Here is a 26,667-nt window from a genome sequence, read left to right as displayed (position 1 = left end):
GGTTGAATTCAGCGCTTTTTGCGTTATTGTGATCGCCATCACTTCCCGGCACTCCTGCCGCAGAGAAGAACAGTTTCCAGGGAACAACATGCACAAAACAGATGAACTGCGGACCGCGCGCATCGACAGCCTCGTCACGCCGCAAGCGTTGGCGGACAAGCTGCCGATCTCGGCGGCCGTCGCCGACAACGTGACCGCGTCACGAAAACGCATTGAAAAAATCCTCACCGGTGAAGACCGCCGCCTGCTGGTGGTGATCGGCCCCTGCTCCATCCACGATCTCGACGCCGCCGTCGATTACGCCGGCCGGTTGAACGCCCTGCGCGAACGCTACCAGGATCGCCTGGAGATCGTGATGCGCACCTATTTCGAAAAACCGCGCACCGTCGTCGGCTGGAAAGGCCTGATCTCCGATCCGGCGCTGGACGGCACCTTCCAGGTCAACCGCGGCATCGAAATGGCGCGCCGCCTGCTACTGGAAGTGAACCAGCTCGGCCTGCCGACCGCCACCGAATTCCTGGACATGGTGGTCGGCCAATACATCGCCGATCTGATCAGCTGGGGCGCCATCGGCGCGCGCACCACCGAAAGCCAGATCCACCGTGAAATGGCCTCGGCGCTCTCCTGCCCGGTCGGCTTCAAAAACGGCACTGACGGCAACACCCGCATCGCCATCGACGCCATTCGCGCGGCGCGCGCCGGGCACATGTTCCTGTCGCCAGACAAACATGGCCAAATGACCATCTACCAGACCAGCGGCAACCCGTACGGCCACATCATCATGCGCGGCGGCAAAACGCCGAACTATCACGCCAGCGACATCGCCGCCGCCTGCGACAGCCTGCGCGAGTTCGATCTGCCGGAACACCTGGTGATCGACTTCAGCCACGGCAACTGCCAGAAAATGCACCGCCGCCAGCTGGAAGTGGCCGACAACGTCTGCCAACAGATCCGCGCCGGCTCCGCCGCCATCACCGGCGTGATGGCGGAAAGCTTCCTGGTGGAAGGCACGCAGAAGATCGTCGCCGGCCAGCCGCTGACCTATGGCCAGTCAATCACCGATCCTTGCCTGAGCTGGTCCGACAGCGAACAGTTGCTGGCGATGCTGGCGGATGCGGTCGATAGCCGTTTCTGACGCAACCTAGGCCGGGGCTTCGCCCCGGCTTTATCCCTCCCGCACCGCTCATCTATACTGATTGCAACCTATTTGCACCCGCCGAAACGCACCTGGAGCCCCGGCATGATTCACTCTCTGTTATCCATCCCCTGCGTCACGCTGCAGGGCGAGCAAAAAACGCTGGGCGATTTCCCGGCGCGCGCTTATCTGGTGGTCAACACCGCCAGCAAGTGTGGCTTCACCCCGCAATACCGCGGGCTGGAAAATTTGTGGCAATACTATCGCGAACGCGGCCTGGTGGTGCTCGGCTTCCCTTGCAACCAGTTTGGTTCTCAGGAGCCGGGCAGCCCGCTGGAGATCGCCAACTTTTGCAGCCTCAACTACGGCGTCAGTTTCCCGCTGTTCAGCAAGATAGACGTTAACGGCCCCGGCGCGCACCCGCTGTTCAATGAGTTGAAACGCCTGGCGCCCGGCATTCTGGGCAGCCGCCGCATCAAATGGAATTTCACCAAGTTCCTGCTCACCGCCGACGGCCAGCGCGTCACGCGCTTTGCGCCGATCACCAAGCCCGAGCGTCTGTTTGACCGCATCGAAACCCTGCTGAAATAACGCCCCTTTTTTACGGGCCGGGTACGCCCGGCCCGCCGCCGGATGTCCATTCGACAAAAAGGTTCCATCGGTAAGAAAATTTTCCTTGATGTAACCTTTCCTTCACATGATAATGATTCTCAGTTTGATATTAATTACCATTTAATGGTCTGTTTTATAAGCACAATGATAATGGATACTGCCAACACGCCTACCCCCGCCGCCGCGGCCCCGACCGAGCACAGCGCAAACGCGCCGCCCAGCTACGACAGCGCACAGCTGCTCGGCGCCGACGGCATCGCGTTCATTACCCATCAGGGCCAGCGCTATCAGCTGCGGCAGACCAAAGCCGGGAAATTGATCCTGACCAAATAACCACAGAACCCTCAAACGCCAGCCACCCCGATCTTTTGATCCAGGCAGCCAGCAAATCTATTGATATGTTTTATTACATACGGAGAGTTGCACCATGCCTCTGACATTTTCCACCCGGCTGCGTTTTTCCGCTTTGAGTCTGGCGATTGCCTGCGCTCTGCCTACGGTGGCCTTGGCACAAAACACCAGCACAACATCCTCTTCCAACGCGGCGCCGGCTAAAAAAGCCAAAGCCGCCGACGAGACCATGACCGTGGTCGCCACCGGCAACCAACGCAGCAGCTTTGAAGCGCCGATGATGGTCACGGTCATCGAAGGCAACTCGCCGGAAAGCCAAACTGCAGGCACCGCCGCCGATATGCTGCGCCGCGTGCCGGGCATTACCGTCACGGGTTCCGGGCGCAGCAATGGGCAGGATCTCATGATGCGCGGTTACGACCGACGCGGCGTGCTGACGCTGGTCGACGGCATCCGTCAGGGGACCGATACCGGCCATATTAACGGCACATTTTTGGATCCTGCGTTAGTGAAACGCATTGAAGTCGTGCGCGGCCCCTCCGCGTTGCTGTACGGTAGCGGCGCGTTGGGTGGTGTAGTGTCTTATGAGACCGTCGATGCCGCCGATCTGCTGCTGCCGGGCCACGATAGCGGGTTCCGCGTCTACGGCACCGCCGGCACCGGCGATCACAGCCTGGGCATGGGCGCCAGCGCCTATGGCAAGACCGATAACCTCGACGGCCTGCTGTCTTTCGGCACTCGCGACGTCGGCGATCTGCGTCAGGGCAACGGCTTCGATGCGCCTAACGACGAAACCATCAGCAACGTGCTGGCCAAAGGCACCTGGAAGCTCGACGACAATCAGTCGCTGAGCGGCAATCTTCGTTACTACAATAACAGCGCGCAGGAGCCGAAAAACCCGCAAACGCCAGCCAGCTCCAGTGGAAACTTAATGACCGATCGTTCGACGATTCAACGCGACGCGGCACTGAGTTACAAACTGAAACCCGCCGGCCAGGATTGGCTGGATGCGGAAGCGAAAGTGTATTATTCAGACGTAAAAATTAACGCTCACGCCAATGGCAGCGAAGATGAAGCACGCAAACAAACCACGAAAGGCGCCAAACTCGAAAACCGAACGCGCCTGTTTGCGGATACTTTCGCCTCGCACCTGCTGACCTACGGCACCGAGGCCTACAAACAGGAACAAACACCGGGCGGCGCTACCGAAAGTTTCCCACACGCAAAAATCAATTTCGCTTCAGGCTGGCTGCAGGATGAAATCACGCTGCGCGATCTGCCTGTCACTCTGCTCGCCGGCACCCGCTATGACAATTACAAGGGCTCAAGCGACGGCTATGCCGATGTGGATGCGGACAAATGGTCCTCTCGCGGTGCTGTCAGTATTACGCCTACCGACTGGCTGATGCTGTTCGGCTCCTATTCTCAGGCGTTCCGCGCGCCGACGATGGGTGAGATGTACAACGACTCCAAGCACTTCTCAATTCCAATGGGACCAACCACCATCACCAACTATTGGGTGCCTAACCCGAATTTGAAACCGGAAACCAACGAAACCCAAGAGTACGGGTTTGGTCTGCGTTTCGATGATTTGATGCTGGCCGATGACAGTCTGCAGTTCAAAGCCAGCTATTTCGATACCAAAGCCAAGGACTACATCACCACCGATGTCACGATGGAACTGGGACGCGGTCCGCGAGGTCCTTATTGCATCAGTTGCACCACATTCTCGACCAATATCGATCGCGCCAAAATCTGGGGTTGGGACGCTACGCTCAGCTATAAAACACCATGGTTCGGCTGGGATTTGGCTTATAACCGCACCCGTGGCAAAAATGAAGCAACCGGTGACTGGTTAAGCAGCATCAATCCAGACACCGTCACCAGTTCGCTGGACGTGCCGCTGGGCGAAACCGGCCTGTCCGCCGGCTGGGTCGCCACCTTCGCCGAACGCGCGACGCGCGTGGAGACCGGCACGGCCGAACAAGCCGGCTATGGCGTCAACGACTTCTATCTGAGCTACAAGGGCCGCGATCGGCTGCAGGGCATGACCACCACCGTGGTGCTGGGCAACGCCTTCGACAAGGAATATTACTCGCCGCAGGGCGTCCCGCAGGATGGCCGCAACGCCAAACTGCTGGTCAGCTACCAGTGGTAATCATTTGACTATCTGGCGGACAACCCGGTTGTCCGCCGTTCGCATTACAGCGCAGGAGAATCCCGCATGAGCAACACCCTATACGAACGCTACCAACAGGCTAAAATCGATCACCCCGGTAAATACGCCCGCGATCTGGCGGCGATCCTCGGCGTCAGCGAAGCGGAGCTGACGCACGCCCGCGTCGGCCACGACACCCGCCGCCTGCAGGCCGACGCGCGCACCCTGCTGACCGAGCTTGAGCAGGTCGGCGTCACCAAGTCCATCACCCGCAACAGCTATGCGGTGCATGAGCAGATGGGCCGCTACCGCAACCAGCACCTCAACGGCCACGCCGGGCTGATCCTCAACCCACGCGAGCTGGATCTGCGCCTGTTCCTCAACCACTGGACCAGCGTCTTCGCCATGAGCGAAACCAACAAGCGCGGCGTGCGCCACAGCATTCAGTTCTTCGACCAACAGGGCGATGCGCTGCACAAGGTCTACACCACCGAGGAAACCGATCTGCCGGCCTGGATGGCGCTGGTGGAGCGCCACCTGAGCGAAGAAAACCCGGCGCTGGCGCTGCAGCCCGCCGAGGCGGCCACCACCGATGAAACGACGCAGGATCATGCCAAAATCGACGGTGAGTGGCGCGCGATGACCGACGTTCACCAGTTCTTCCAGCTGCTGAGCCGCAACAAGCTGACGCGCCAACAGGCCTTCCGCGCCGTCGGCGACGATCTGGCCTACCAGGTGGACAACAGCGCGCTGTCGCAGCTGCTCGAAGCGGCGCAGCAACAGCAAAACGAGATCATGATCTTCGTCGGCAACCGCGGCTGCGTGCAGATCTTCACCGGCCAGATCGAACGTTTGATGCCGCAGGAAGGCTGGATCAACGTGTTCAACCGCCGCTTCACGCTGCACCTGATTGAAGACGCCATCGCCGAAAGCTGGATCACCCGCAAACCGACCAAAGACGGCATCGTCACCAGCCTGGAGCTGTTCGCCGCCGACGGCACACAGATCGCGCAGCTGTATGGCCAGCGCACCGAAGGCCAGCCGGAACAAACCCAGTGGCGCGAGCAGGTTGCCGCGCTCGCCGCCAAGGACATCGCCGCATGAAATCTTCCTTGATCCGCCGCCTGGCGTTGATGATGTCGCTGGCGCTGCCGCTCACCGCCGCAGCGGCGCAGCGCATCGTCTCGATCGGCGGCGACGTGACGGAAATCGCCTTCGCGCTCGGCGCCGCCGACGAGGTGATCGCCCGCGACAGCACCAGCCTGCATCCGGAAGCGGTGAAAAAGCTGCCGGACGTCGGCTACATGCGCCAGCTGAACGCCGAAGGCATTTTGGCGCTGAAGCCGACGCTGGTGCTGACGACCGAGCTGGCACAGCCGGCGCTGGTGCTCAAACAGCTGGCGGACAGCGGCGTCAACGTGGTCAGCGTGCCGGGTGACACCACCCTGCAGGCGGTGCCGCAGAAAATCGCTACGATCGCCGCAGCGCTGCAGCGCGTTGAGCAAGGCAAACAGCTGAGCGAGCGCTATCGACAACAGCTGGCGGCAGTGGATACCTCCCCGCTGCCGGTCAAGGTGCTGTTCGTGATGAGCCACGGCGGCATCACGCCGATGGCCGCCGGGCAACACACCGCCGCCGACGCGGTGATCGCCGCCGCCGGGCTGAAAAACGCCATGCAGGGCTTTGACCGCTACCGGCCGCTGTCGCAGGAAGGCGTCATCGCCAGCGCGCCGGATCTGTTGCTGGTCACCACCGACGGCGTGCGCACCCTCGGCGGCGAACAGCAGCTGTGGACGCTGCCGGGCCTGGCGTTGACGCCGGCAGGCAAGCAGCGCCGCGTGCTGATCGTCGATGACATGGCGCTGCTGGGCTTCGGTCTGGAAACGCCGGCGGCGCTGGCCAAGCTGCGCCACGCGGCGGAGCAAAAGTAATGCGCTGTCGCACCTCACCTCAGCTGGCCATCATCGGTCTGCTGGTGCTGCTGACGCTGCTGGCGCTGGTCGCCGCCAACCTGGGCGCGCTGACGCTGTCGTTTCGCACCCTATGGCGCGAGCCCTTCAGCGACGCAGCCTGGCACATCTGGTTGAACATTCGCCTGCCGCGCGTGCTGCTGGCGGTGGTGATCGGCTGCGCGCTGGCGGTGTCCGGCGCCGTGATGCAAGGGCTGTTCCGCAACCCGCTGGCGGATCCGAGCCTGCTGGGCATCAGCAGCGGCGGCGCGCTGTTTGTCGCGCTGTTCATCGTGATGCCGCTGGCGTTGCCGGTGACGATCGCGCTGTACGGTCATATGCTGGCGGCGTTCCTCGGCAGCCTGCTGGTGTCATTATTGATCTACGGCATCAGCCGCAGCGGGCACGGCAATCTGTCGCGGCTGCTGCTGGCGGGCATCGCCATCAACGCCCTGTGCATGGCGGCCATCGGCGTGCTCTCTTACGTCAGCAGCGATCAACAGCTGCGCCAGTTCTCGCTGTGGATGATGGGCAGCCTCAGCCAGTCGCAGTGGCCGACCCTGGCGGTTTCCGCCTCGCTGATCCTGCCTGCGGCGCTGCTGACGCTGCTGCAGGCGCGCCGGCTGAACCTGTTGCAGCTGGGGGACGAAGAGGCCCACTACCTCGGGGTGAACGTCCAGCGCGCCAAGCTGCAGCTGCTGTTGCTGAGCGCCCTGCTGATCGGCGCGGCGGTAGCGATGAGCGGAGTGATCGGCTTCGTCGGCCTGGTGGTGCCGCATCTGGTGCGCATGCGCCTCGGCGGCGATCACCGCTGGCTGCTGCCCTGCTCCGCGCTGGGCGGCGCCTGCCTGTTACTGGTCAGCGATACGCTGGCGCGCACGCTGGTGGCGCCGGCCGAAATGCCGGTGGGGCTGATGACCAGCCTGATCGGCGGTCCCTATTTCTTGTGGCTGGTGATGCGCCAGCGGGAGCGAGCCGGTGGATAACGCCGCCTGCCTGACAGCCCGGGAGCTGCGTTACAGCCTCGGTACGCGCCGGTTGATCAACGACGTTTCGCTCAGCCTTGCCGGCGGTGAAATGGTGGCGATTATCGGCCCTAACGGCGCCGGCAAATCGACGCTGCTGCGCTTGCTGACCGGCTATTTGACGCCGGACTGCGGCGAATGTCGGCTGCTTGACCGCCCGCTGGAACACTGGGCGCCGCAACAGTTGGCCAAAGTCCGGGCCGTGATGCGCCAGTACAGCAATTTGGCGTTTCCGTTCAGCGTGGAAGAAGTGGTCAGCATGGGGCGTTCGCCGCACGGCAAACGTGACGAGCATCAGGCGATCCAACAGGTGATGGCGCAAACCGACTGCCTGGCGCTGGCGCAGCGCGACTACCGCCAGCTGTCCGGCGGTGAACAACAGCGGGTGCAGCTGGCGCGGGTGTTGGCGCAGCTGTGGCAACCGCAGCCGTCCCCCGCCTGGCTGTTCCTCGACGAGCCGACCTCGGCGCTGGATCTGTATCACCAGCAGCACACCCTGCGCCTGCTGCGCTCGCTGACGCGCCAACAACCGCTGGGCGTCTGCTGCGTGCTGCACGATCTCAATCTGGCCGCGCTGTACGCCGATCGGATCCTGCTGTTGCATCAGGGGCGGTTGGTGGCGAGCGGCACGCCGCAGGAAGTGTTGCAAACGGAGATCCTCACCCGCTGGTATCAGGCCGATCTCGGCGTGGTGCATCATCCCGAAGTGTCGCTGCCGCAGGTCTACCTGCGCCAATAAAAAATTTAAGGGCGCTATCAAGCGCCCTTTCTTCATCTCAGCTGGAGCAGGAAATCTCCAGGTGCTTGCCCCAGTCCGGCGGCAGCGCGGCGAGATCGTCATACTCCGGCACATCGTCGAACGGCCGCAGCAGAGCCTGATGCAATCGCTGCAAACGGCCCACGTCGTCGTTCTCCGCGTCCTCAATCGCCTGCTGCGCCAGGTAGTTGCGCAGGATCAGCCGCGGATTCACCGCCTTCATCGCCCGTTGCCGCTCCGCATCGCTCACCTGCTCCTGTTGCAAACGCTGACGATACTGCTGATACCAGGCGTCGAACGCCGCGCGATCGATAAACTCGTCGCGCAGCGGCGACTGCGCCTGCTGCTGTTCGGTCTCGCTCAACAGGCGGAACGTGCGGGTATAGTCCCGCCCTTCCTGCGCCATCAGGCTCAACAGACCGGTGAGCACGTCGTTGTCCTGCGCCGTCGGCGTGAAGAAGCCGAGTTTGGCGCGCATCTGTTCGCCGTAGGCGCGCATCAGCGCCGGCTCATACGCCGCCAGCGCCTGCTGCAGCTGTTCGGTGGTCATCAGCCCCGATAGGGTCTGCGCCAGACGATGCAGGTTCCACAACGCCACCGCCGGCTGATTGTCGAAGGCGTAACGCCCCTGGTGATCGGAATGGTTGCAGATATAGCCGGGCTGGTAGTCGTCAAGGAAACCGTAAGGGCCGTAATCGATGGTGATACCGAGAATCGACATGTTGTCGGTGTTCATCACGCCGTGCGCGAAACCGACGGTTTGCCAATGGGCGATCAGGCGCGCCGTCCGTTCGACCACGTCGGTAAACCACAACAGGTAGCGCTCGGCCTGATCCTGCAGCTGCGGCCAGTGACGGGCAATGACGAAATCCGCCAGCTGCCGTACCTGCTCCGGCTGTTTACGGTAGTAAAAGTGTTCGAAGTGGCCGAAGCGCACGTGGCTTTCCGCCACCCGCATCAGCATGGCACCGCGTTCCGGCTGCTCGCGGAACACCGGCTGCCTGCTGGTGACGATGGTCAACGCTCGGGTGGTGGGGATCCCCAAATGGTGCAGCGCCTCAGAGGCCAGAAACTCGCGGATAACCGAACGCAGCACCGCGCGGCCGTCCCCCATGCGCGAATACGGCGTAAGCCCGGCGCCCTTCAGGTGCCAGTCGCGGTGGCTGCCGTCCGCCAGAACTTGTTCGCCAAGCAAAATGCCACGGCCATCGCCCAACTGCCCGGCCCACACGCCGAACTGGTGGCCACTGTACACCTGCGCCAGCGGCTGCATGCCCGGCAGCAGCGTTTCTCCCGCCCAAATCGGGGTTTTATCCTGAGTAAACCAGCTTTCATCCAACCCCAGCTCGCGCGCCAGCGGCTCGCTGTGGTACAGCAGGCGCGCATCCTTAAGCGGCGTCGGGTTCAGAGCGGTGTAGAAACCGGGTAACTGTTGGTAGTAAGCGTTATCGAACTGCGGCATAGGCCCTCCGTTTCAGCGTAGTGTAGAGCCTGAACGAGCGGATTAACACCGAAGGAATGCAGGGAGAACGCATCCGCCTGTCGTCAGGACGGATGCGGGGAGTTTGGCGTTCCGCCTGGCTGAGGAAGCGCGGTTTAATGCCGGCTGATAAACGGTGTTATCAGCCCAACAACGAGGATCAATAACGGTAGCGGAATCACGGTAACCTCACTCCGCGCATGATTTACCTCATTGTGTGTAATTTTTTATATCACTTCTTAATTATTGAACTCGCTGGGCGTCGCCAGCAAAGCTTGCAGATTATCCACACCAACGCTGGGCCATAAAAAACCTTGCAGACCTAAAACACCGGCGTACCTGAGTTTATTAAAATACTCTTTTTTCTCTATTCCTCCGACGATCACGCCTTTACATAACAGGTTGATATTCTTTAACAACGAGTCGATGACCACGTCATATCCCTGATGGGTAAACAGCTGCCAGTAAAAACGCTTGTCTATCTTTACGTAGTCAAACAAACCATCGTACAACGCGGTCAGCGTGGCTTTACCGGAACCGAAATCATCGAGCCACAGCGTAAACATTTCGCTTAATCGCCGCACGCTCGGGTTGTTCTTCCCGGCCGAAAGATTCGGAAAACTCTCACTCACTTCAAATGCAATAAAAGGATATTGCCCGATCCGTTGGCACAACGCCGAATCGGAAAGAATAAGCTCAACGATGGTTTCTTCGATATTGATGGTCAACTGCACGTTGTTACCGGTAAACCAAGCCGCATGCTGCTCCGCAAGTTTCAGTTGCTCATTAAATAACTCAATCCTTTGTTCAGGCGCCAATAAATTAATCCCAATTTCGGCCGGCATGGCTAAATCACCGTCGAGACTGTTGAATCGGCTCAACATTTCCACCGCCAACAGCCCGCCCTCCATTGAGTAAACAGGTTGAAAAACATAGCTACTAATAAAGTCAGCTTCGAGTTGGATGTTCATTTTAATGCCACAGGATGAATGGCTAGCGTATCATCGTATATCAATACATTTTATCGATCAATCCCTCTGGGATTAATCGGAAATATCAATGTAAATACCCATGAAATATCATTTAATTGATAGATTAAAGCTATACGACAATCGTGAAAGGCGCAAAGAAAAGCAGCCTAACTTATGCCATGGCGCCCGCCAAACGCGTTATGTGAAAAGGTATTTGGCTTAAGTGGAATGGATTGACGGCCAAATTTGACTTATCTCCTTTGTTTTATTTAAGAAAAATCTTAAATAAAGTAAAATAATCTTCCCGCCTTAACGCCGATTTTTCCTGCCGTTAACGATGACTGATTAAATTTAATAACGCATCAATTCCGCCCGTTATTCTCAGCATTGAAAACGCAAAAAAATGCCCACCTTGATTTTCAGAAAATCTGCGCTACCGCCGTGCAAAACGTCGATTTCAGCGATAAAAAAAGGGATGAGCACGCTCATCCCTTCATCACCAGGCCTTCGCTAACGGATCGTTTCACTCAGCCATTGCCGCAGTTCGGCTAATTCGGCCGCCTGCTGAGGATAGTCCGCCATCAGTCGATCACAGCAGGCGGCAACGGGCTCGCTTCGATACGGGCAGCCCACCAGCATATCCGCCAGCCGCTGCAGCGGGGCAGGATTAAGGCTGTCGGTGAACGCCTGCGCGCGAACGATAGCCCCCTTCTCCACATCGAAGAACAGGTCTACGCCGCCCCAGACAAAGCGCTCGTTAAGCAAGTGGCTGAACGCCGGCGCCTTGCCGAAATTCCATTCCCAGCTGCTTTGTTTGGCGAACTGCGCGGCAAAATCGGGCAGATCGGGGAACACGTCCGGCGAAATGATCTCCGGCTCGGCCGTTTCGCCATAGTGGGCGAAGAAAGCCTGCACGATGGCGTCGCATACCTGCTCATGGCTGATGCCCGGCAAAAACTCCGCCAAATTGGCGACGCGTGAACGCACCGAGGTGATGCCCTTGGCCTGCAGCTTTTTGGGATCGGGATTGAGGTAGTCCGCCAGCCGTTCCAGGTCGGCGTTCAGCAGCAGCGTGCCGTGGTGGAAACCGCGATCCTGGGTTTCTCGATAGGCTGAGCCGGATATTTTACGCGGCCCGTCGGCGGTTTCCATCACCAGATCGTTGCGCCCCGACGCGCCGGCCGCGACGCCCAGCTGCCGCAGCGCTTGCAGAATGATGTCGGTCGAGACGCTCTTGTCGTAGCCCGGCTTGCCGGCCATAAAGGTGAAACAGGTGTTGCCCAGGTCGTGAAATACCGCCCCGCCGCCGCTGCTGCGCCGCGCCAGCCGAATGCCGTCCTGCTCCATGCGCCGGGTGTTGCACTCTTTCCAGGGGTTCTGCGACTGGCCAATCACCACCGTTTCGGCATTGCGCCACAGGAAGAGAATTTTTTGCGTGGTCATTTCGCGGAAGATGCACTCTTCCACCGCCAAGTTGAACCAGGGATCGTAGGAGTCGGAGATCAGTAAACGCAGGCTGTTCATGGCAGGCACCGTCCAAAACATGAGATGCCGCCATGATACACCAAATCAATGGGTTAAGGCTAAATGCGTCGCGCCTGCCAGTACACCCGCTTCCAGTAGACGTTATCGAGCGAGGAGCGGATCACCCCGCGGCTGGTCGACGCGTGGATAAATTGGTCGTTGGTATCGTAAATGCCGACGTGCAGGCCGTTCTCACCGCCGCCGGTTTTGAAAAACACCAGATCGCCCGGCATCAGCTCATCGCGAGAGACCTTGGTGCCCAGCGAGGTCTGTTCTTCGGTCGAACGCGGCAGTTGCATGTCAAAACGATCGCGGAACGTGCGGTAAACAAAGCCGGAACAATCTACCCCGCCCCGATCCAGGCCGCCGTAACGGTATGGCGTGCCGTACCACTGGCGCAGCTGCTCATTGAGCTGGGCCACCACCACGATAGAGTCCGCCAGGCGGCCGCTGGGCGGCGGCGCATGGCTGCTGCACCCGGCGAGGATCAAACTGGCTAATAAAAACCACACACGCATCCGCATAATATCCCTTCATTGAACACGTTGCCGCATTATGCCATCCGGTACACCACCACACCGCCTGCGAGGCAAAGCCGGCACCACGTAAGGAGAGCGCTATTTGGCGTTAATTTATCTCCCGCACGGGGAAAAAGGCAAGCGCCATAAGGGAGATAATGACAGGATCGCCGGTTTTGGCCCTATTCCGGCGATTTAGTCTCGGACTTGCTGTTAATCAGCCAGACGCCGAACAGAATAAACAGCGTGCCCAGCGTTTTCAGCAGCGTAGCGGACTCGTTGAACCACGGCAGGATCACCGCCGCCAGATAGACCAGCGCGTAACTGACGCTCAACAGAGGATAAGCGCGGTTTAACGGCAGGTGGCGCAGCGCAAAGAACCAACACAGCATCGACAGCGCATAACCGCAGATGCCGCCGCCCACCGCCAGCAGCGGCAGCCAGTAGCCGCCGATCAGCGCCAGCGAGACGTCGGCGAACGACATCAGCGGGATTTGCACCATGCCCCACTTCATCAGCAACTGCGCCAACGTCACCAGCAACACGCTGGCGGCGCCCCAGGCATAGCCCCTCATGAATGCACGCTCATCAGCAGGATCCCCAACATAATCGACGCTACGCCGCACCAGTGGCGGGCGGTCGTCGGCTCATGAAACAGCCAGCGCGCCGCCAGCGTCACCATCACGAAGTTCAGGCTGAGCATCGGGTAAGCCAGGCTGAGCGGCAGGCGTTGCAGCACATTGAGCCACACCGCCATGCCCAGCCCCAGCAGCAGCACCGCCAGCGCCAACCAGCGCAGCGTCAGCTTCAGCCGCGCCTCGTCCCCCCGTTCCCAACAGTGCGCCGCCTGTTTCTGGCACAGCTGCCCACCACAGGTGAGCAGGCTGACCACAATCACCAACAGAAAACCCATCATGGTTGCTGTTTATACCACATCAGCACCAGGCGGTTCATGCGATCCACCTTGTCTGCGGCGGGCAGTTCCTGCGGCAGCGCTTCGCCACGGGACAGTTGCAGCACCAGCGACACGTTCCCCTGCTTGCGCGCCTGCGCCAGCCACTGCGGGAAGTCGGCATCGCTGATCAGGTGCCCCTTGGCGTCCGGGTACTCCAGACCATAGGCCACCTCACCTTTCTGGCTGTACATCAGCACGTCGCTGCGCTTCAGCTCCCAGGCCAGGCCGGCTGCCAGCCCGACGCTGTCGCTCAACACATAGCGGCTGTCGCTCAGTTCGGCCATCGTGGCGCGGGCAAAGTTTTGCGGCAGTTTGGAATCGGTCACCTGTTGCGGGATGGCGTAACCGATCACCAGGCACAGCAGCACCGGGCAAGCCGCCGCCCAGCGCCATTGGCGGCCGTTGTCGCGTACGGAAACCAGCGCGAACAGCAGCCAGCCGCCGAAAGCGATCAGGCCGAGCACCAGTTTCGGCCACTCCTGCGGAGTAAACAGATGTGCCTTCGGCAGCAGACCGGAGCTCAACACCACCAGCGCCACGATGCCGATCAGGCCGAACAGGCCGTTCAGCCAGGCGTTGGCCTTGAACAGCCTGGCGCGCAGCGTGGCGGCGTAGTCTTCCGCATAGGCGGTCATCAGCAGCGCCAGCGGGGCCATGCACGGCAGAATGTAGGTCGGCAGCTTGCCTTTGGCGATGCTGAAGAAGATCAGCGGCATCAGCGCCCAGCTCAGCAGGAAGAACAGCTCCGGACGCTGTACGCGCTCGCGCCAACCCTTGAGCAGCGCACCAGGCAGCAGCGCCAGCCACGGCAGCACCGCCGCCAGCAGGACCGGCAGGTAATACCAGAACGGCGCTTTGTGCTGGGCGTTATCTTCGGCGAAACGCTGAATATGCTCGACCCAGAAGAAGTAATTCCAGAAATCGGGTTCACGTTGCGCGATCGCCAGCGCCCACGGCAGGCTGAGCAGCGTAGCGGTCACGATCGCCACCGGGCCATAGCACAGCAGATCCTTGATGCGGCGTTGCTGAATGACGATCGGGATCACCGCGATCACCGGCACCGCCAGCGCCAGGAAGCCCTTGGTCATAAAGCCCATGCCGCAGGCCAGGCCCAGCAACGCGTAAGCGCCCAGCTTGCCTTTGACCGAGGTGGCTTTTAGCGTCAGGTAATAACTGACCATCGCCGCCGCCAGCCACAGCGAGATCATCGGATCCAGCACGCTGTAGGTGCCGATGCTGAACACCAGCACCATCGACAGGAACATCAGCGCCGCCAGGCTGGCGCGGCGCGCATTGCGCCACATCAGCATCGCCAGCGCAAACACCAGCAGCGCGGTCATGCCGGTGCTGAACACCGAGCCGAAACGCACCGCAAAGTTGTTTTCGCCAAACAGCCACTGGCTGATGTTATTGAACCAGTAACCCGCCACCGGCTTTTCGAAATAGCGCAGCCCCAGCAGGTGCGGCACGACCCAATCGCCGCGCTGCAGCATTTCACGGCTGATCTCGGCATAACGCGTCTCATCCGGCTGCCACAGCAGGCGGCCGTTAAGCGGGATCAGGTAAACCAGAGCAAAAAAAACGGCCAGCACAATGGCCCAGGATCCTTTTAGCGCCTTCATGTAACGTCCTTCACATCGGTTTGACAGCCCAGCCAACCTTCGCGGCCGGGGAAAGGAGCGCGCTTGATGCGGCCCAACGGCAGTGACGCCAAATCTTGCGGTAACAGCGCGCTCAGCGGACAGAATTCGATGCCCTGCCGCTGTGCGCGTTGCAATAACTGTTCGAACATCGCCGCCTGCGACATGCCTTCCACTTCGGTGTGAATGGTGTACACCGGCACGCCGCGATCGTTCTCGATGGCGCGCAGAATATAGTCGTTGAAGTCGGCCATGCTGACTTCGCTGCCAATCACTTCATCGAAGGTCGGCAGCGTCACCGGGATCTGCACCGTACCGTGGCGCCCGTCGCTCAGCACCGGACGGAACGGATGGGTGCCGCGGCAATCGCTGTTGTAATGGAAGCCGAAGCGTTGTTTGACCTCCAGCACGCGCGTATCGGCGCGCCAGCCCGCCACGGCGGAGCATTTCACCGGCTGGCCGGTGCTGGCGCTCAGGGCGTCGACGCCCAGCTGTACCTGTTCGGTCAGCTGCGCCTCGCTCCACTTGCCGACCCTGGCCTGCCACCCCTGGTGATCCCAGGCATGCAGCCCGACCTCATGGCCGGCTTCGGCGGTGCGCTTCATCAGCGGCCCCAGCGCGCGTGAAATGTTGCGCCCCGGCCAGGCGGTGCCGGCCAGCAGAATGTCCAGACCGTACAGCGAGGCGGCGTTCGAACGCAGCATTTTCCACAAAAATTTCGGACGCAAAAGGCGCCAAAGATGGCGCCCCATGTTGTCCGGTCCCACGCTGAAGAAGAAGCTGGCCTGAATGTCGTACTTTTCGAACAGATCCAGCAACTGCGGCACCCCTTCACGGGTGCCGCTGAAGGTATCTACATCAACCCGCAGACCGACTTTCTTCATGCACCGTTCCCTTCCTGAACGGTAGTGCGCAGGAAGTAGTCCAGCGTATCGGCGATGGTTTGCTTCATCTCGATGGTCGGCTGCCAGCCCAGCAGGCGGTGAGCATTTTTGATGCTCGGCGTGCGGTGCTCGACGTCCTGATACCCTTTACCGTAGTAGCTGCTGCTCTCCACATCCTTGAAGCCGGCAAACGGCGGGAAGCGGTCGCGCAGCGGATGGTTGTTGAAGCTTTCCAGCAGCATTTCTGCCAGTTCGCGGATGCTCGCTTCGTTGGTCGGGTTGCCGATGTTGACGATCTGGCCGTCGCACAGGCCGTCGCGGTTCTCGATGATGCGGAACAGCGCTTCGATGCCGTCGTTGATGTCGGTGAAGCAACGTTTCTGCGCGCCGCCGTCCATCAGTTTGATCGGCGAACCTTCCACCAGGTTGAGGATCAGTTGGGTGATGGCGCGGGAAGAACCGATACGCGCCGCGTCCAGGTTATCCAGGCGCGGCCCCATCCAGTTGAACGGACGGAACAGCGTGAACTTCAGGCCTTCTTTGGCGCCGTAAGCCCAGATCACCCGATCCAGCAGCTGCTTGGAGACCGAATAGATCCAGCGCTGCTTGTTGATCGGCCCGACGATCAGGCGTGAATGGTCTTCGTCGAACTCTTTGTCGTCGCACATGCCGTACACTTCAGAGGTGGACGGGAAGATGATGCGCTTGTTGTATTTCACGCAGTCGCGAACAATCTTCAGGTTTTCTTCGAAGTCCAGCTCGAACACGCGCAGCGGGTTACGGGTGTATTCGATCGGCGTCGCGATCGCCACCAGCGGCAGCACCACGTCGCATTTCTTGATGTGATACTCGATCCACTCGGAGTGGATGCTGATGTCGCCTTCCACGAAGTGGAAGCGCGGGTTGTCGAGGAAGCGGCTGATGGCGTCAGAGCCGATATCCAGACCGTAGATGTCGTAGCGATCGTCGCGCAGCAGGCGCTCGGTCAGGTGGTTGCCGATGAAGCCGTTGACCCCGAGGATCAGTACGCGGGTGCGGCGTTTCATCGCGGCGTTCGGCTTGGCGGCCAGACGCACGTCGGTGACGATGCCCATTTCCTGCGCCAGGCGGCTGCCCTGCACGTACAGACCGCTGTCGTTTTGACCGGCGACGATCTCCAGCGCGCCTTCGCCACAGGCGATGACCAGCGGCGAGGTGCTCAGCACGGTGCCCGGCTGCTTATCGTGTTGGGTATCCAGCACGCGAGAGCGCCAGACGATCAGCTGGCGCTGGCCGAGGTAGCTGAACGCCCCCGGGTACGGCTCGGTGACGGCGCGCACCAGGTTGTTGATCTCTTTGGCGGATTTGTGCCACAGGATCTCGCCGTCCGCCGCGCTGCGGCGGCCGAAGTAGCTGGCCTGGGACTCATCCTGCTTGGTGAAGGTGGCAGTGCCGTTCTTCAGCTTCGGCAGTTGCTCTTTCAACACGATCTGCGCGGCTTCCAGCACTTTTTTGTGCAGCGTCAGCGCGGTATCGCTGTCGGCGATGGCCACTTTTTGCTGCCCGACGATGTCGCCGGCGTCCGGGCGTTTCACCATCTTGTGCAGCGTGGCGCCGGTTTCGGTTTCGCCGTTCACCAGCGCCCAGTTCACCGGCGCACGGCCACGGTAACGTGGCAGCAGCGAACCGTGCAGATTGAAACCGCCCTGCGGTGCCAGCGACAGGATCTCGTCGCTCAGCATGTGGCGGTAATAGAACGAGAAGATCACGTCCGGCTGCAGTGCGCGAATGCGGTCAACCCACAGCGGGTGGTTTACGTCCTCTGGCGCATAGACCGGCAGATCCAATTCGGCGCCCAAACGGGCCACGGAGGAGAAGAAGTTGTTCTCGCCAGGGTCGTCGGTGTGCGTGAACACGGCCTGCACGTCATAACCCGCCTCAGTCAGCGCTTTCAGACCGGCGCAGCCAATATCATGGTAAGCAAATACAATAGCTTTCATCATTCTTCTTCCTGAGTATTGTGGCCCTGCTGTGCACCGACCACTTTCTGAACAAAATAGCGAGGACGCGCGCGCACGTCGGTATAGATGCGGCCGATGTATTCACCCAGTAGCCCCATGCCGACAAACTGGGCGCCGATAAAGGTGAACAGGACGGCGAAAAGGGTGAACACGCCGCCGGCGGCCCATTCAGGGCCGAGCAGCAGACGCAGCGCTATCAGCACCAGCGCCAGCACAAACCCGGACAGCGCCACGATGCTGCCGACCACGCTGAGCAAACGCAGCGGCGTGGTGGTCAGGCAGGTGATCAAGTCATACATCAGGTTGATCAGCTTCATCAGGCTGTACTTGGAGTCGCCAAACTCGCGTTCGGCGTGACGCACGTCGATCTCGGTCGTGCGGCGGGCGAAGGTATTCGCCAGGATCGGGATAAAGGTGCTGCGCTCATGGCAGTGCAGCATCGCCTCAACGATATGACGACGGTAGGCGCGCAGCATGCAGCCGTAGTCCCCCATCGACTTGCCGGTGGCGCGTTGAATCATCATGTTGATTACGCGCGAGGCGCTTTTGCGGAACCAGGAGTCCTGACGGTTGGCGCGCACGGTGCCCACCACGTCATAGCCCTCTTCCGCCACGCTGACCAGCCGTGGGATCTCCTCCGGCGGGTTCTGCAGATCGGCGTCCAGCGTAATCACCAGATCGCCGGTCACCTGATTGAAACCGGCCATAATGGCCGAGTGCTGGCCATAGTTGCGGTTCAGCAAGACGGCGATCACGTGGCTATCCGGCTTTTCCGCCGCCGCAGTCAGCATGTCAGCGGAGTTGTCGCTGCTGCCATCGTCGACGAGGATGATTTCATAAGGTTGAGATAACTGCTTACAGGCGGCAGTAGTCCGCTCCAGCAACGCCGGCAGGCTTTCCTGCTCGTTGTATACCGGGATGACTACCGAGACTTTTTTAATCGGTTCAACGCGAGGCACGTAAAGACTCCACAACAGAAGACAAGGCATTGACCACGCGATCCACGTCGGCGTCGGTCATATCAGGGAATAGCGGTAAGGTGCACAGCCGCGCCGAGTTCCATTCGGTATTCGGCAAAGAAAGCTGCGGATAACGCTCACGGTAGAATTTCTGAGTATGCGCGGCGCGGAAATGCAGCCCGGTGCCGACGCCAACCTCTTTCAGGCGCTCCATCAGCTGGTCGCGATCGATGCCGCAACGCGCGGGATCGACGCGGACCATAAACAGGTGCCAGGCGTGGTCATGCGGATAATCCGGCACGCCCAACGGTTGGAACGGCGAGCCTTCCAGCGCGCTCAGGTAGCGCTGTGCCAGCGCCTTACGGCACGCGTTCAGCTCAGCAAAGCGCGACAGTTGCACCACGGCGATCGCCGCATGAATGTCGGACAGGTTGTATTTGTAACCCGGCTCCACCACTTCGGCCTGCGGTTTGCGGCCAAGCTGCTGGCGATCGAAGGCATCGACGGCCAGACCGTGGAACTTCAGGCAACGCAGGCGATCCGCCAGCGCATCGTCGTCGGTGGCGATCAGGCCGCCTTCGGCGCAGGTCACGTTTTTAATCGCGTGGAAAGAGAAAATCGCCGTGCCGCGTGCGCCGACCCATTCGCCGTTGTAGCGCGTGCCGACCGCGTGGGCGGCGTCTTCGATCAGCGGCAAGCGATGGCGTGCGGCTACGGCGCGCAGCGCATCCATTTGCAGGGGAGCACCGGCGTAATGCACCGGAACAATCGCTTTGGTGTTCGGGGTGATGGCAGCCTCGACATCGGCGGCGCTGACCATCAACGTATCACGGTCAACGTCGATCATCACCGGCGTGGCGCCCAGCAACTCGATCATGTTGAGGGTGGAGACCCAGGTTTGCGAAGGGGTGATGACTTCGTCGCCGGGGCCGATACCCAGCGCCATCAGCGTGATGTGCATGCCCGCCGTGGCGGAACTGACGGCGATGGCGTGCTTACAGCCGAAAGTGGAGCAGAAGTCACTTTCCAGTTGCTGGTTTTGCGGCCCGGTGGTGATCCAACCGGAACGCAACACTTTCTCTACCGCGGCGATTTCTTCATCGCCGATGGCCGGACGAGAGAAAGGCAAAAATTGATCCATAGTTAACCCCAAACGTATCGAGCTGCTTTTGATGACACTGTAAATCCCTTTCGTTTAACGAATATTAAACGCCAGAGAAGAATCGTTTCCGTGGATTAACTGACAATGTAAGGCCGCAAGCTTAACTAAACCTTAAGACGAGACGTGTCATCAGTGGGAGAACTGATGGATAGGTGCCGTCATCATTAATTTAAATTTACTATGAAAATCAATTTATTATATATATTAATAATTATTTACTTATTTTATTTTTGCCGAATCAAGCCTAGCACGTCATTGACGTTTTTCAATAAAACCCACGATAAAATGAGCGGTGGAACAATAATAGCCGATGATTACCCGGCTATTTATATTCACTACGTTTAGTTTTCGTTTACATTTATGCTGCCGGGACGAATTAAGCCGTGCGCGTCATGATCCAACGCTGGTTCCCCACCCATTGCAGGTGAAAATCCACTTCATAGATCTGCGACAACAGGTCGGGCGCCATCACCTCACGGGTGATGCCCTGCGCGACCAGCTGCCCAGCGTGCAGCAACCAAACCCGATCGGCCTGCTGCAGGGTATGATTCAGATCGTGCGCGCACACCAGCGCGCTGCGCCCACTTTGGCAGAATTCGCGCAGCAGGCGATCCAGCGCGACCTTTTGCGCCACATCCAGGCTATTGGTCGGTTCATCCAGCAACAACAATCGGCTGTGCGGATTGACGCTGGGCCACACCTGCAGCAACACCGCCGCCAGCCGCACCCGCTGCCATTCGCCACCGGAAAGCTGCGTCAACGTGCGTGACAGCTTATCCACCAGCTTCAACCGCTGGCACAGATAGAGGATGGCGTGCTCCACCTCGGTTTGCGCCGCGCCGGCAGGCCGGTGCAACGCCAAATACTGAAACACCGGCATCAGCGATACCGGCGGCTGTTGCTGGCTGAGATAACCGCGTCGGCGCGCCAGCTCGCTCCCCGGATAATCGGCTAACGCGCGTCCGTCCAGGCAGATTTCGCCCAGCCCCGGCAGCATGCCCGCCACCCGCGCCAACAGGGTGCTCTTCCCTGCGCCATTGGGGCCGATCAGGTGAACCTGCAACCCGCCGTCAATCTGTGCCGAAAAAGGCGCCAGGCGCCCCGCCACCCCAACCTCAACGAGTTGCAGCATCTGTCTTATCCTGCCAGCGCTTGTTTCACCGCCGCCACCAGCGCCGGATCTTCCGGCGTAGTGTCAGGCGAGAAGCGCTGGATCACCGTGCCGTCGCGCGCGATCAGGAATTTCTCGAAGTTCCACAGAATATCGCCGGTGTGCTTCGGCGCACGCCCTTTGCTGGTCATCCGCGCCAGAAACTCGCTGCCCTGCGGTGCGACAGCCTCCGGCTGTGCGGCAATCAGCGCCTGGTACAGCGGATGACGGCGTTCGCCGTTCACCTCAATCTTGGCGAACATCGGGAATTGCACGCCGAAGGTGCCACGGCAAAACGCCAGGATCTCTTCGTTGCTGCCCGGCTCCTGGCCCAGGAATTCATTGGACGGGAACCCGAGGACTTCCAGCCCTTGATCGCGGTAGGCTTCGTACAGCGCTTCCAGCCCTTCGTACTGTTTGGTCAGGCCGCACTCCGAGGCCACGTTGACCACCAGCAACACCTTACCCCGGTAGGCGCCCAGCGTGGTCGGCTGATTTTCAATGGTTTGTAACGGCAGGTTGTCGATTGGCTTGCTCATCGGTTGTCATCCTTTGGTTTTGTAATGGCAGGTGAATGAAGAGAACTACCTTACGCCTTTTGCCCGGGTCAGTAACCAGATAAATAGCGGCGCCCCCAGCGTGGCGGTCACCACGCCGATCGGCAGCTCGGCCGCCAGCAGCGCAATGCGGGCAACCACATCGGCCACCAGCAACACCCCGGCCCCGGCCAGCGCGCAGGCCGGCAACAGATAGCGTTGGTCGGTCAGGCCGATAAGCCGCAAGATATGCGGGATCACCAGCCCAACGAAGCCAATCACCCCGGCGAGCGCCACGCTGACGCCGACCAGCCAGCCGATCGCCAGCACCAGCAGGTTACGCCACAGATGCAGCGACAGCCCTAGTTGCCGCGCCTGTACCTCGCCCAGCGCCATCAGGTTGAGCGCTTTGCCCTGGCCACACAACCACAGCAGCACCGGCAGCAGCGCCAGCACCAGCCACTTTTGGCGCCAGTCGACACCGCCGAAACCGCCCATCATCCAGTACATCAGCTGCCGCAGATCGAGGCTGGTGCTGAAATAGACCGCCCAGGTCATCAGCGCGCTGCACACGATGCCCAGCGCCACGCCGACCAGCAACAGCCGCGCATTGGTCAGACGTCGGCGGCGAGCGAAGCCCAGCAACAGGAAGGTCATCGCCAACGCACCGGCTATCGCGGCGGCGCTCATCAGCGCCACCGGCAACAACCCCTGCCCCAACAACACCGTGAGCACCAGCGCTACGCCGGCGCCGTTAGCGACGCCCAGCAGACCAGGCTCCGCCAGCGGGTTTTCAAACAGCGCCTGCATTACCGCGCCCGCCACCGCCAGGGCGGCGCCGACCAGCATCACCGCCAGCGCGCGCGGCAAACGCAGTTGCCAGACGAACAGTTGCGCCCGATCGCTAAACCACTCTGACGGCCATATCCATTGGTCGCCGGCGCAAAGGCTGAACAGCAACGCCACCGCCACGCCCAGCGCCAACAGACCGATCTGGCGTTTATCGCGGTAGCGTTGATGTTGCAACAATAAGGTGAAGGTACGGCTGGTTGGCATGGCGCGGCGGTTCCCTGCCGGCCGCTGTCGTGGCCGGATAATTGACGTTTGAGTCGAATATTAGGGGGTTAACGCCGCAAGGGGAAGCCTTGCGTGGATGATGGCGCAGGAAAGCAGCGGCTGGCCTTGCCCGTCATCGCAACGATGATGGCAAAACCAGCCGCCGATAAACTCAGGGTTAACGATGCGGGCCGGCGTTGCCCGGTGGATAAGGCTGGCCGCGGCCGTCATCGCGGCGGTCGGAAGCACCGCGATCGTCATGATTGCGCTCGTGGTCGCGATTATCGCGATCGCCGCGGAACGGATTGCCGCTGCGTGCCGGCTCACGGTGATCATAGCCACGCGGCGGCGATGGCTGCCAGCGGCCGCCGTCCCAGTACATGCCGCGCGCATTGCGCTCACCCAGACCGCGGCCCTGATGCGCATGCCACCACTGCGGTGGACGCCAGTCGTAACCATCCCAGTAGTAGCCGCGACGGTCCTGATCCCCAAGATGCAGAGAAACGCCCGGCACATTGATATCGACAGAGACATCGGCCTGCGCCGCCAGCGGCAGCAACAGCGGGAAACACACCAGCAACAGGATCTTTTTCATTTTGCCTTCTCACTCTATTTTTCTTGCTGCAGTGGTTATATCAGCGCGTTTATTTAACCACTATCTCACCGATGCCTATTTTCAGATTGTTTTCGACGGCCTTACACAATCCCTACACTGTTTGCCCTCGCCTTTAATTATCATAATCGCTGACAAGGCTTAACGAATAACTGACGGCTCTCAAGCGGCGCGGCAATTATAATTAAGCGAATTTCCATCGGAGGATAATAAGATGATTAAACGTATAGGCAGCCTGCTGGCCGTTGTGGCCCTGACAGCAAGCCTCAGCGCCTGCTGCTGGGGCCCGCACTGGGGCGGCGGCCACCGTGGCGATGGCCCTGGCCATTATCACGGCCGTTATTGAAGCGAAAACAATGCCTCTCACCAAATAAAAGTTAAGAATATTCCGAAATCGAGATTAAATAAACTTTCGCCGTAGCGTTTGAACGCAGGATTTTAATTCTTACATTGCCCATTAGGAATAAACTGAATTTTATACCCAAAAAGAAAAAGGCCGCGCAAGCGGCCTTTTTTGATATCACACGTCACTCACCCTTTCGGGCTGGCGTTTTCTACCCGGCTTTTCAGCTTCTGCCCCGGACGGAAGGTCACCACGCGGCGCGCCGTAATCGGAATGTCTTCGCCGGTCTTCGGGTTACGCCCCGGACGTTGGTTCTTGTCACGCAGATCAAAGTTGCCAAAACCCGACAGTTTTACCTGTTCGCCATTCTCAAGGGCCCGACGGACCTCTTCAAAGAACAGTTCCACCAGGTCTTTGGCGTCCCGTTTGCTAAGCCCAAGCTTCTCAAACAGGTGTTCTGACATTTCAGCTTTAGTAAGCGCCATAGGTTCAATCCCTCAAGGATGCTTGGAATCGCTGTTTTAGAGCCTCTACGCATTTTGCAACGGTAGCGGCTATCTCCTCTTCTTCCAGTGTACGAGCGGTATCCTGCAATACCAGACTGATAGCCAGGCTCTTGTCACCTTCTGCCACGCCCTTGCCACGGTACACGTCAAACAAGTTTACGCCAACTACCTGATTTGCGCCAACTTTCTTACACTCGGCCAAAATATCTTCTGCGGGGACGTTTTCAGCCACCACAACGGCGATATCACGGCGGTTTGCCGGGAAGCGCGAAATCTCCCGCGCCTGAGGCACGGCGCGGCTCGCAAGCTTGTTCCACTCCAGTTCAAACACCACGGTGCGGCCGTTAAGATCCAGTTTACGTTCAAGTTCCGGGTGAATCACACCGATGAAACCTACGCGCTCGCCGTGCAAATAAATCGCCGCACTCTGCCCTGGATGCAGGGCCGGATTGGCTTCCGCCCGGAACTGAATTTCGGATAATTTACCGGTCAGTTCGAGGACAGACTCCAGATCCCCTTTTAAATCATAGAAGTCGACGGGCTTGCGCGCCAGATCCCAATGCTCATCGTGCGTATGGCCGGCGATCACGCCTGCCAGCATGACGTCCTGACGAATACCCAGATCTGCCGCACTATCAGGCACAAAGCGCAGACCGCTTTCGAACAGGCGCAGACGCGTCTGCTGACGGTTCTGGTTATACACCACCGCGGACAGCAAACCGGTCCACAGCGACAGGCGCATCGCCGACATTTCGACCGAAATCGGGCTCGGCAGGATCAGCGCTTCTTCATTCGGGTGCAGCAGCGCCTGCACTTTCGGATCGACGAAGCTGTAGGTGATCGCTTCCTGGTAGCCGTGATCGACCAGCATGGTCTTCACGCGCTTGAGCGTCAGATCGGCTTCGCGATGCTGGGTCATCACCAGATCGGCGCGCACCGGCACATCCGGGATGTTGTCGTAGCCGTAAACGCGCGCCACTTCTTCCACCAGATCCTCTTCGATTTCCATATCGAAACGCCAGCTCGGCGCGACCGCTTGCCAGCTGTCGCCCTGCTCGGTCACCTGGCAGCCCAGGCGGCGCAGAATGTCGCTGACCTGCTCGCTCGGCACCACGTGGCCGATCAGACGATCCAGCTTCTCGCGGCGCAGCGTGATGGTGGCGCGCTTCGGCAGTTCGTTTTCGTGGGTTACGTCGATAACCGGGCCGGCCTGGCCGCCGCAGATGTCGAGCAGCAGGCGCGTGGCGCGCTCCATCGCTTTGTACTGCAGCGCCGGATCGACGCCGCGCTCATAGCGGTGAGACGCATCGGTGTGCAGACCGTGACGGCGTGCACGGCCGGTGATCGACAGCGGGCTGAAGAAGGCGCATTCCAGCAGCACGTCCTGAGTTTCCCCGTTGACGCCGGAATGCTCGCCACCGAAGATGCCGCCCATCGCCAACGCTTTTTGATGATCGGCGATCACTAAGGTGTCGGCGCTCAGTTTGGCTTCGTTGCCGTCCAGCAGCGTCAGGGTTTCCCCTTCTTCCGCCATGCGCACCACGATGCCGCCGTCGATGCGGCCCAGATCGAAAGCGTGCATCGGCTGGCCAAGCTCCAGCAGCACATAGTTGGTGACGTCTACCACGGCATCGATAGAACGGATGCCGCAACGACGCAGTTTTTCGCGCATCCACAGCGGGCTTGGCGCCTTGACGTCGATACCTTTCACCACGCGCCCCAGATAGCGTGGGCACGCCTGCGGCGCGTCAACGCGGATCGGCAGCGTGGCGTCGATGGTGGCGGCCACCGGGCTCATGTCCGGCTCGGTCAGCGCAACCTGGTTCAGTACGCCCACATCGCGCGCGACGCCGATGATGCCCAGGCAGTCGGCGCGGTTCGGCGTGACGCTGATCTCGATGGTGTTGTCGTTCAGTTTCAGGTAGTCACGGATGTCGGTGCCGATCGGCGCATCCAGCGGCAGCTCGATGATGCCGTCATGATCGTCGGAAATGCCCAGCTCGGAGAACGAGCACAGCATGCCTTCCGAAGGTTCGCCGCGCAGTTTGGCGGCCTTGATTTTGAAGTCGCCCGGCAGCACCGCGCCCACGGTGGCGACCGCCACTTTCAGGCCGGTACGGCAGTTCGGCGCGCCGCAGACGATGTCGAGCAGGCGTTCGCCGCCTACGTTAACCTTGGTGACGCGCAGTTTGTCGGCGTTCGGGTGCTGGCCGCACTCGACCACCTCGCCCACGACGACGCCGTTAAACGCGCCGGCAACCGGATCCACGCCGTCCACTTCCAGGCCGGCCATGGTGATTTGATCGGATAATGCTTCGCTGCTGATGGCCGGGTTTACCCACTCGCGCAACCAGAGTTCACTGAATTTCATGTGATATTCCCG

The 26,667-nt window shown here is 60.2% G+C and carries 26 protein-coding genes; 9 read left to right on the top strand and 17 right to left on the bottom strand.

Annotated elements, in window-relative coordinates; all coding sequences use genetic code 11:
- The first annotated feature begins 88 nt into the window (after positions 1–88).
- The 8 genes from ABTW55_RS22550 (at position 89) to ABTW55_RS22515 (ending at position 7,969) form a co-directional block, all read left to right on the top strand.
- On the top strand, positions 89–1,135 hold the full coding sequence (locus ABTW55_RS22550; RefSeq protein ID WP_004931381.1) for a 3-deoxy-7-phosphoheptulonate synthase: 1,047 nt from the start codon (positions 89–91) through the stop codon (positions 1,133–1,135).
- Positions 1,136–1,240: 105 nt separating this feature from the next.
- Positions 1,241–1,726 (top strand): glutathione peroxidase, encoded by a 486-nt coding sequence (locus tag ABTW55_RS22545; RefSeq protein ID WP_038871031.1) that lies wholly within the window; start codon positions 1,241–1,243, stop codon positions 1,724–1,726.
- Positions 1,727–1,897: 171 nt separating this feature from the next.
- Positions 1,898–2,080 (top strand): hemin uptake protein HemP, encoded by a 183-nt coding sequence (gene hemP, locus ABTW55_RS22540; protein ID WP_016927944.1) that lies wholly within the window; start codon positions 1,898–1,900, stop codon positions 2,078–2,080.
- Between the two features lie 94 nt (positions 2,081–2,174).
- Positions 2,175–4,256, top strand: coding sequence for a TonB-dependent hemoglobin/transferrin/lactoferrin family receptor (locus ABTW55_RS22535; protein WP_033646303.1), 2,082 nt, complete (start codon positions 2,175–2,177; stop codon positions 4,254–4,256).
- A gap of 66 nt (positions 4,257–4,322) precedes the next feature.
- On the top strand, positions 4,323–5,360 hold the full coding sequence (locus tag ABTW55_RS22530; protein ID WP_033638353.1) for a hemin-degrading factor: 1,038 nt from the start codon (positions 4,323–4,325) through the stop codon (positions 5,358–5,360).
- A complete protein-coding gene (locus ABTW55_RS22525) occupies positions 5,357–6,187 on the top strand; it encodes a hemin ABC transporter substrate-binding protein (RefSeq protein ID WP_060420821.1) in 831 nt (276 codons plus the stop codon). Before ABTW55_RS22530 ends, ABTW55_RS22525 begins: the two co-directional genes overlap by 4 nt.
- Positions 6,187–7,191: an iron ABC transporter permease gene (locus tag ABTW55_RS22520; protein WP_033638351.1), complete on the top strand. Its 1,005-nt coding sequence runs from the start codon at positions 6,187–6,189 to the stop codon at positions 7,189–7,191. Before ABTW55_RS22525 ends, ABTW55_RS22520 begins: the two co-directional genes overlap by 1 nt.
- Complete coding sequence (locus ABTW55_RS22515) at positions 7,184–7,969, top strand: heme ABC transporter ATP-binding protein (protein WP_039566401.1); 786 nt, start codon at positions 7,184–7,186, stop codon at positions 7,967–7,969. The genes ABTW55_RS22520 and ABTW55_RS22515 overlap by 8 nt, the downstream gene beginning before the upstream one ends.
- Before the next feature lie 37 nt (positions 7,970–8,006).
- Here the strand turns inward: ABTW55_RS22515 and ABTW55_RS22510 are convergent, their stop codons facing one another.
- The 15 genes from ABTW55_RS22510 to ABTW55_RS22440 all read right to left on the bottom strand — a co-directional run bounded on the left by ABTW55_RS22510 (position 8,007) and on the right by ABTW55_RS22440 (position 23,417).
- Positions 8,007–9,449, bottom strand: a complete 1,443-nt coding sequence (locus ABTW55_RS22510) for a protein adenylyltransferase SelO (protein WP_033653924.1) — start codon at positions 9,447–9,449, stop codon at positions 8,007–8,009.
- Between the two features lie 257 nt (positions 9,450–9,706).
- Positions 9,707–10,438, bottom strand: a complete 732-nt coding sequence (locus ABTW55_RS22505) for an EAL domain-containing protein (protein ID WP_033646308.1) — start codon at positions 10,436–10,438, stop codon at positions 9,707–9,709.
- A gap of 510 nt (positions 10,439–10,948) precedes the next feature.
- Positions 10,949–11,962: a lipoate--protein ligase A gene (locus tag ABTW55_RS22500; protein ID WP_060422292.1), complete on the bottom strand. Its 1,014-nt coding sequence runs from the start codon at positions 11,960–11,962 to the stop codon at positions 10,949–10,951.
- A gap of 59 nt (positions 11,963–12,021) precedes the next feature.
- Positions 12,022–12,486, bottom strand: a complete 465-nt coding sequence (locus tag ABTW55_RS22495; protein ID WP_016927954.1) for an NlpC/P60 family protein — start codon at positions 12,484–12,486, stop codon at positions 12,022–12,024.
- A gap of 176 nt (positions 12,487–12,662) precedes the next feature.
- On the bottom strand, positions 12,663–13,055 hold the full coding sequence (gene arnF, locus ABTW55_RS22490; RefSeq protein WP_033638346.1) for a 4-amino-4-deoxy-L-arabinose-phosphoundecaprenol flippase subunit ArnF: 393 nt from the start codon (positions 13,053–13,055) through the stop codon (positions 12,663–12,665).
- Positions 13,052–13,396: a 4-amino-4-deoxy-L-arabinose-phosphoundecaprenol flippase subunit ArnE gene (gene arnE / locus ABTW55_RS22485; protein WP_033646309.1), complete on the bottom strand. Its 345-nt coding sequence runs from the start codon at positions 13,394–13,396 to the stop codon at positions 13,052–13,054. The genes arnF and arnE overlap by 4 nt, the downstream gene beginning before the upstream one ends.
- Positions 13,393–15,057, bottom strand: a complete 1,665-nt coding sequence (gene arnT / locus ABTW55_RS22480; protein ID WP_033653922.1) for a lipid IV(A) 4-amino-4-deoxy-L-arabinosyltransferase — start codon at positions 15,055–15,057, stop codon at positions 13,393–13,395. The genes arnE and arnT overlap by 4 nt, the downstream gene beginning before the upstream one ends.
- Positions 15,054–15,959, bottom strand: a complete 906-nt coding sequence (arnD, locus tag ABTW55_RS22475; protein WP_033646311.1) for a 4-deoxy-4-formamido-L-arabinose-phosphoundecaprenol deformylase — start codon at positions 15,957–15,959, stop codon at positions 15,054–15,056. Before arnD ends, arnT begins: the two co-directional genes overlap by 4 nt.
- Complete coding sequence (gene arnA, locus ABTW55_RS22470; protein WP_033638761.1) at positions 15,956–17,938, bottom strand: bifunctional UDP-4-amino-4-deoxy-L-arabinose formyltransferase/UDP-glucuronic acid oxidase ArnA; 1,983 nt, start codon at positions 17,936–17,938, stop codon at positions 15,956–15,958. The genes arnD and arnA overlap by 4 nt, the downstream gene beginning before the upstream one ends.
- The gene (gene arnC / locus ABTW55_RS22465; protein WP_194243198.1) at positions 17,938–18,948 is read right to left on the bottom strand and encodes an undecaprenyl-phosphate 4-deoxy-4-formamido-L-arabinose transferase; all 1,011 of its coding nucleotides are present in this window, start codon (positions 18,946–18,948) and stop codon (positions 17,938–17,940) included. The genes arnA and arnC overlap by 1 nt, the downstream gene beginning before the upstream one ends.
- The gene (gene arnB, locus ABTW55_RS22460; RefSeq protein ID WP_033653921.1) at positions 18,905–20,059 is read right to left on the bottom strand and encodes a UDP-4-amino-4-deoxy-L-arabinose aminotransferase; all 1,155 of its coding nucleotides are present in this window, start codon (positions 20,057–20,059) and stop codon (positions 18,905–18,907) included. The genes arnC and arnB overlap by 44 nt, the downstream gene beginning before the upstream one ends.
- A 397-nt stretch (positions 20,060–20,456) precedes the next feature.
- Positions 20,457–21,212 carry a vitamin B12 ABC transporter ATP-binding protein BtuD gene (gene btuD / locus ABTW55_RS22455; RefSeq protein ID WP_033638333.1) on the bottom strand — a complete coding sequence of 252 codons (756 nt, stop codon included), beginning with the start codon at positions 21,210–21,212 and terminating at the stop codon, positions 20,457–20,459.
- A 5-nt stretch (positions 21,213–21,217) separates the two neighbouring features.
- A complete protein-coding gene (locus tag ABTW55_RS22450; RefSeq protein WP_060387687.1) occupies positions 21,218–21,769 on the bottom strand; it encodes a glutathione peroxidase in 552 nt (183 codons plus the stop codon).
- A 45-nt stretch (positions 21,770–21,814) separates the two neighbouring features.
- The gene (btuC, locus tag ABTW55_RS22445) at positions 21,815–22,822 is read right to left on the bottom strand and encodes a vitamin B12 ABC transporter permease BtuC (protein WP_033638330.1); all 1,008 of its coding nucleotides are present in this window, start codon (positions 22,820–22,822) and stop codon (positions 21,815–21,817) included.
- 178 nt (positions 22,823–23,000) lie between these two features.
- Positions 23,001–23,417 carry a DUF2502 domain-containing protein gene (locus tag ABTW55_RS22440; RefSeq protein ID WP_033638328.1) on the bottom strand — a complete coding sequence of 139 codons (417 nt, stop codon included), beginning with the start codon at positions 23,415–23,417 and terminating at the stop codon, positions 23,001–23,003.
- Positions 23,418–23,649: 232 nt separating this feature from the next.
- Between ABTW55_RS22440 and ABTW55_RS22435 the strand changes: the two genes are divergently transcribed.
- Complete coding sequence (locus tag ABTW55_RS22435; RefSeq protein ID WP_033653919.1) at positions 23,650–23,781, top strand: hypothetical protein; 132 nt, start codon at positions 23,650–23,652, stop codon at positions 23,779–23,781.
- 185 nt (positions 23,782–23,966) lie between these two features.
- Here the strand turns inward: ABTW55_RS22435 and ihfA are convergent, their stop codons facing one another.
- Positions 23,967–24,263, bottom strand: a complete 297-nt coding sequence (ihfA, locus tag ABTW55_RS22430; RefSeq protein WP_004931414.1) for an integration host factor subunit alpha — start codon at positions 24,261–24,263, stop codon at positions 23,967–23,969.
- A 4-nt stretch (positions 24,264–24,267) separates the two neighbouring features.
- Positions 24,268–26,655 carry a phenylalanine--tRNA ligase subunit beta gene (gene pheT / locus ABTW55_RS22425; RefSeq protein ID WP_033653918.1) on the bottom strand — a complete coding sequence of 796 codons (2,388 nt, stop codon included), beginning with the start codon at positions 26,653–26,655 and terminating at the stop codon, positions 24,268–24,270.
- Positions 26,656–26,667: the final 12 nt, after the last annotated feature.

It is taken from the genome of Serratia sp. SM04 (assembly GCF_040280225.1).
Taxonomy (GTDB): domain Bacteria; phylum Pseudomonadota; class Gammaproteobacteria; order Enterobacterales; family Enterobacteriaceae; genus Serratia; species Serratia sarumanii.
The sequence above is the reverse complement of the archived record's forward strand: the minus strand, read 5'-3'. Positions and strand labels throughout refer to the sequence as shown.

What these genes read in the sequence shown, in the direction of transcription:
- ABTW55_RS22550 (WP_004931381.1), top strand. Translation starts at nt 89, where the DNA reads ATGCACAAAACAGATGAACTGCGGACCGCGCGCATCGACAGCCTCGTC.
- ABTW55_RS22545 (WP_038871031.1), top strand. Translation starts at nt 1,241, where the DNA reads ATGATTCACTCTCTGTTATCCATCCCCTGCGTCACGCTGCAGGGCGAG.
- hemP (WP_016927944.1), top strand. Translation starts at nt 1,898, where the DNA reads ATGGATACTGCCAACACGCCTACCCCCGCCGCCGCGGCCCCGACCGAG.
- ABTW55_RS22535 (WP_033646303.1), top strand. Translation starts at nt 2,175, where the DNA reads ATGCCTCTGACATTTTCCACCCGGCTGCGTTTTTCCGCTTTGAGTCTG.
- ABTW55_RS22530 (WP_033638353.1), top strand. Translation starts at nt 4,323, where the DNA reads ATGAGCAACACCCTATACGAACGCTACCAACAGGCTAAAATCGATCAC.
- ABTW55_RS22525 (WP_060420821.1), top strand. Translation starts at nt 5,357, where the DNA reads ATGAAATCTTCCTTGATCCGCCGCCTGGCGTTGATGATGTCGCTGGCG.
- ABTW55_RS22520 (WP_033638351.1), top strand. Translation starts at nt 6,187, where the DNA reads ATGCGCTGTCGCACCTCACCTCAGCTGGCCATCATCGGTCTGCTGGTG.
- ABTW55_RS22510 (WP_033653924.1), bottom strand. Translation starts at nt 9,449, where the DNA reads ATGCCGCAGTTCGATAACGCTTACTACCAACAGTTACCCGGTTTCTAC.
- ABTW55_RS22505 (WP_033646308.1), bottom strand. Translation starts at nt 10,438, where the DNA reads ATGAACATCCAACTCGAAGCTGACTTTATTAGTAGCTATGTTTTTCAA.
- ABTW55_RS22500 (WP_060422292.1), bottom strand. Translation starts at nt 11,962, where the DNA reads ATGAACAGCCTGCGTTTACTGATCTCCGACTCCTACGATCCCTGGTTC.
- ABTW55_RS22495 (WP_016927954.1), bottom strand. Translation starts at nt 12,486, where the DNA reads ATGCGGATGCGTGTGTGGTTTTTATTAGCCAGTTTGATCCTCGCCGGG.
- arnF (WP_033638346.1), bottom strand. Translation starts at nt 13,055, where the DNA reads ATGAGGGGCTATGCCTGGGGCGCCGCCAGCGTGTTGCTGGTGACGTTG.
- arnE (WP_033646309.1), bottom strand. Translation starts at nt 13,396, where the DNA reads ATGATGGGTTTTCTGTTGGTGATTGTGGTCAGCCTGCTCACCTGTGGT.
- arnT (WP_033653922.1), bottom strand. Translation starts at nt 15,057, where the DNA reads ATGAAGGCGCTAAAAGGATCCTGGGCCATTGTGCTGGCCGTTTTTTTT.
- arnD (WP_033646311.1), bottom strand. Translation starts at nt 15,959, where the DNA reads ATGAAGAAAGTCGGTCTGCGGGTTGATGTAGATACCTTCAGCGGCACC.
- arnA (WP_033638761.1), bottom strand. Translation starts at nt 17,938, where the DNA reads ATGAAAGCTATTGTATTTGCTTACCATGATATTGGCTGCGCCGGTCTG.
- arnC (WP_194243198.1), bottom strand. Translation starts at nt 18,948, where the DNA reads ATGCCTTGTCTTCTGTTGTGGAGTCTTTACGTGCCTCGCGTTGAACCG.
- arnB (WP_033653921.1), bottom strand. Translation starts at nt 20,059, where the DNA reads ATGGATCAATTTTTGCCTTTCTCTCGTCCGGCCATCGGCGATGAAGAA.
- btuD (WP_033638333.1), bottom strand. Translation starts at nt 21,212, where the DNA reads ATGCTGCAACTCGTTGAGGTTGGGGTGGCGGGGCGCCTGGCGCCTTTT.
- ABTW55_RS22450 (WP_060387687.1), bottom strand. Translation starts at nt 21,769, where the DNA reads ATGAGCAAGCCAATCGACAACCTGCCGTTACAAACCATTGAAAATCAG.
- btuC (WP_033638330.1), bottom strand. Translation starts at nt 22,822, where the DNA reads ATGCCAACCAGCCGTACCTTCACCTTATTGTTGCAACATCAACGCTAC.
- ABTW55_RS22440 (WP_033638328.1), bottom strand. Translation starts at nt 23,417, where the DNA reads ATGAAAAAGATCCTGTTGCTGGTGTGTTTCCCGCTGTTGCTGCCGCTG.
- ABTW55_RS22435 (WP_033653919.1), top strand. Translation starts at nt 23,650, where the DNA reads ATGATTAAACGTATAGGCAGCCTGCTGGCCGTTGTGGCCCTGACAGCA.
- ihfA (WP_004931414.1), bottom strand. Translation starts at nt 24,263, where the DNA reads ATGGCGCTTACTAAAGCTGAAATGTCAGAACACCTGTTTGAGAAGCTT.
- pheT (WP_033653918.1), bottom strand. Translation starts at nt 26,655, where the DNA reads ATGAAATTCAGTGAACTCTGGTTGCGCGAGTGGGTAAACCCGGCCATC.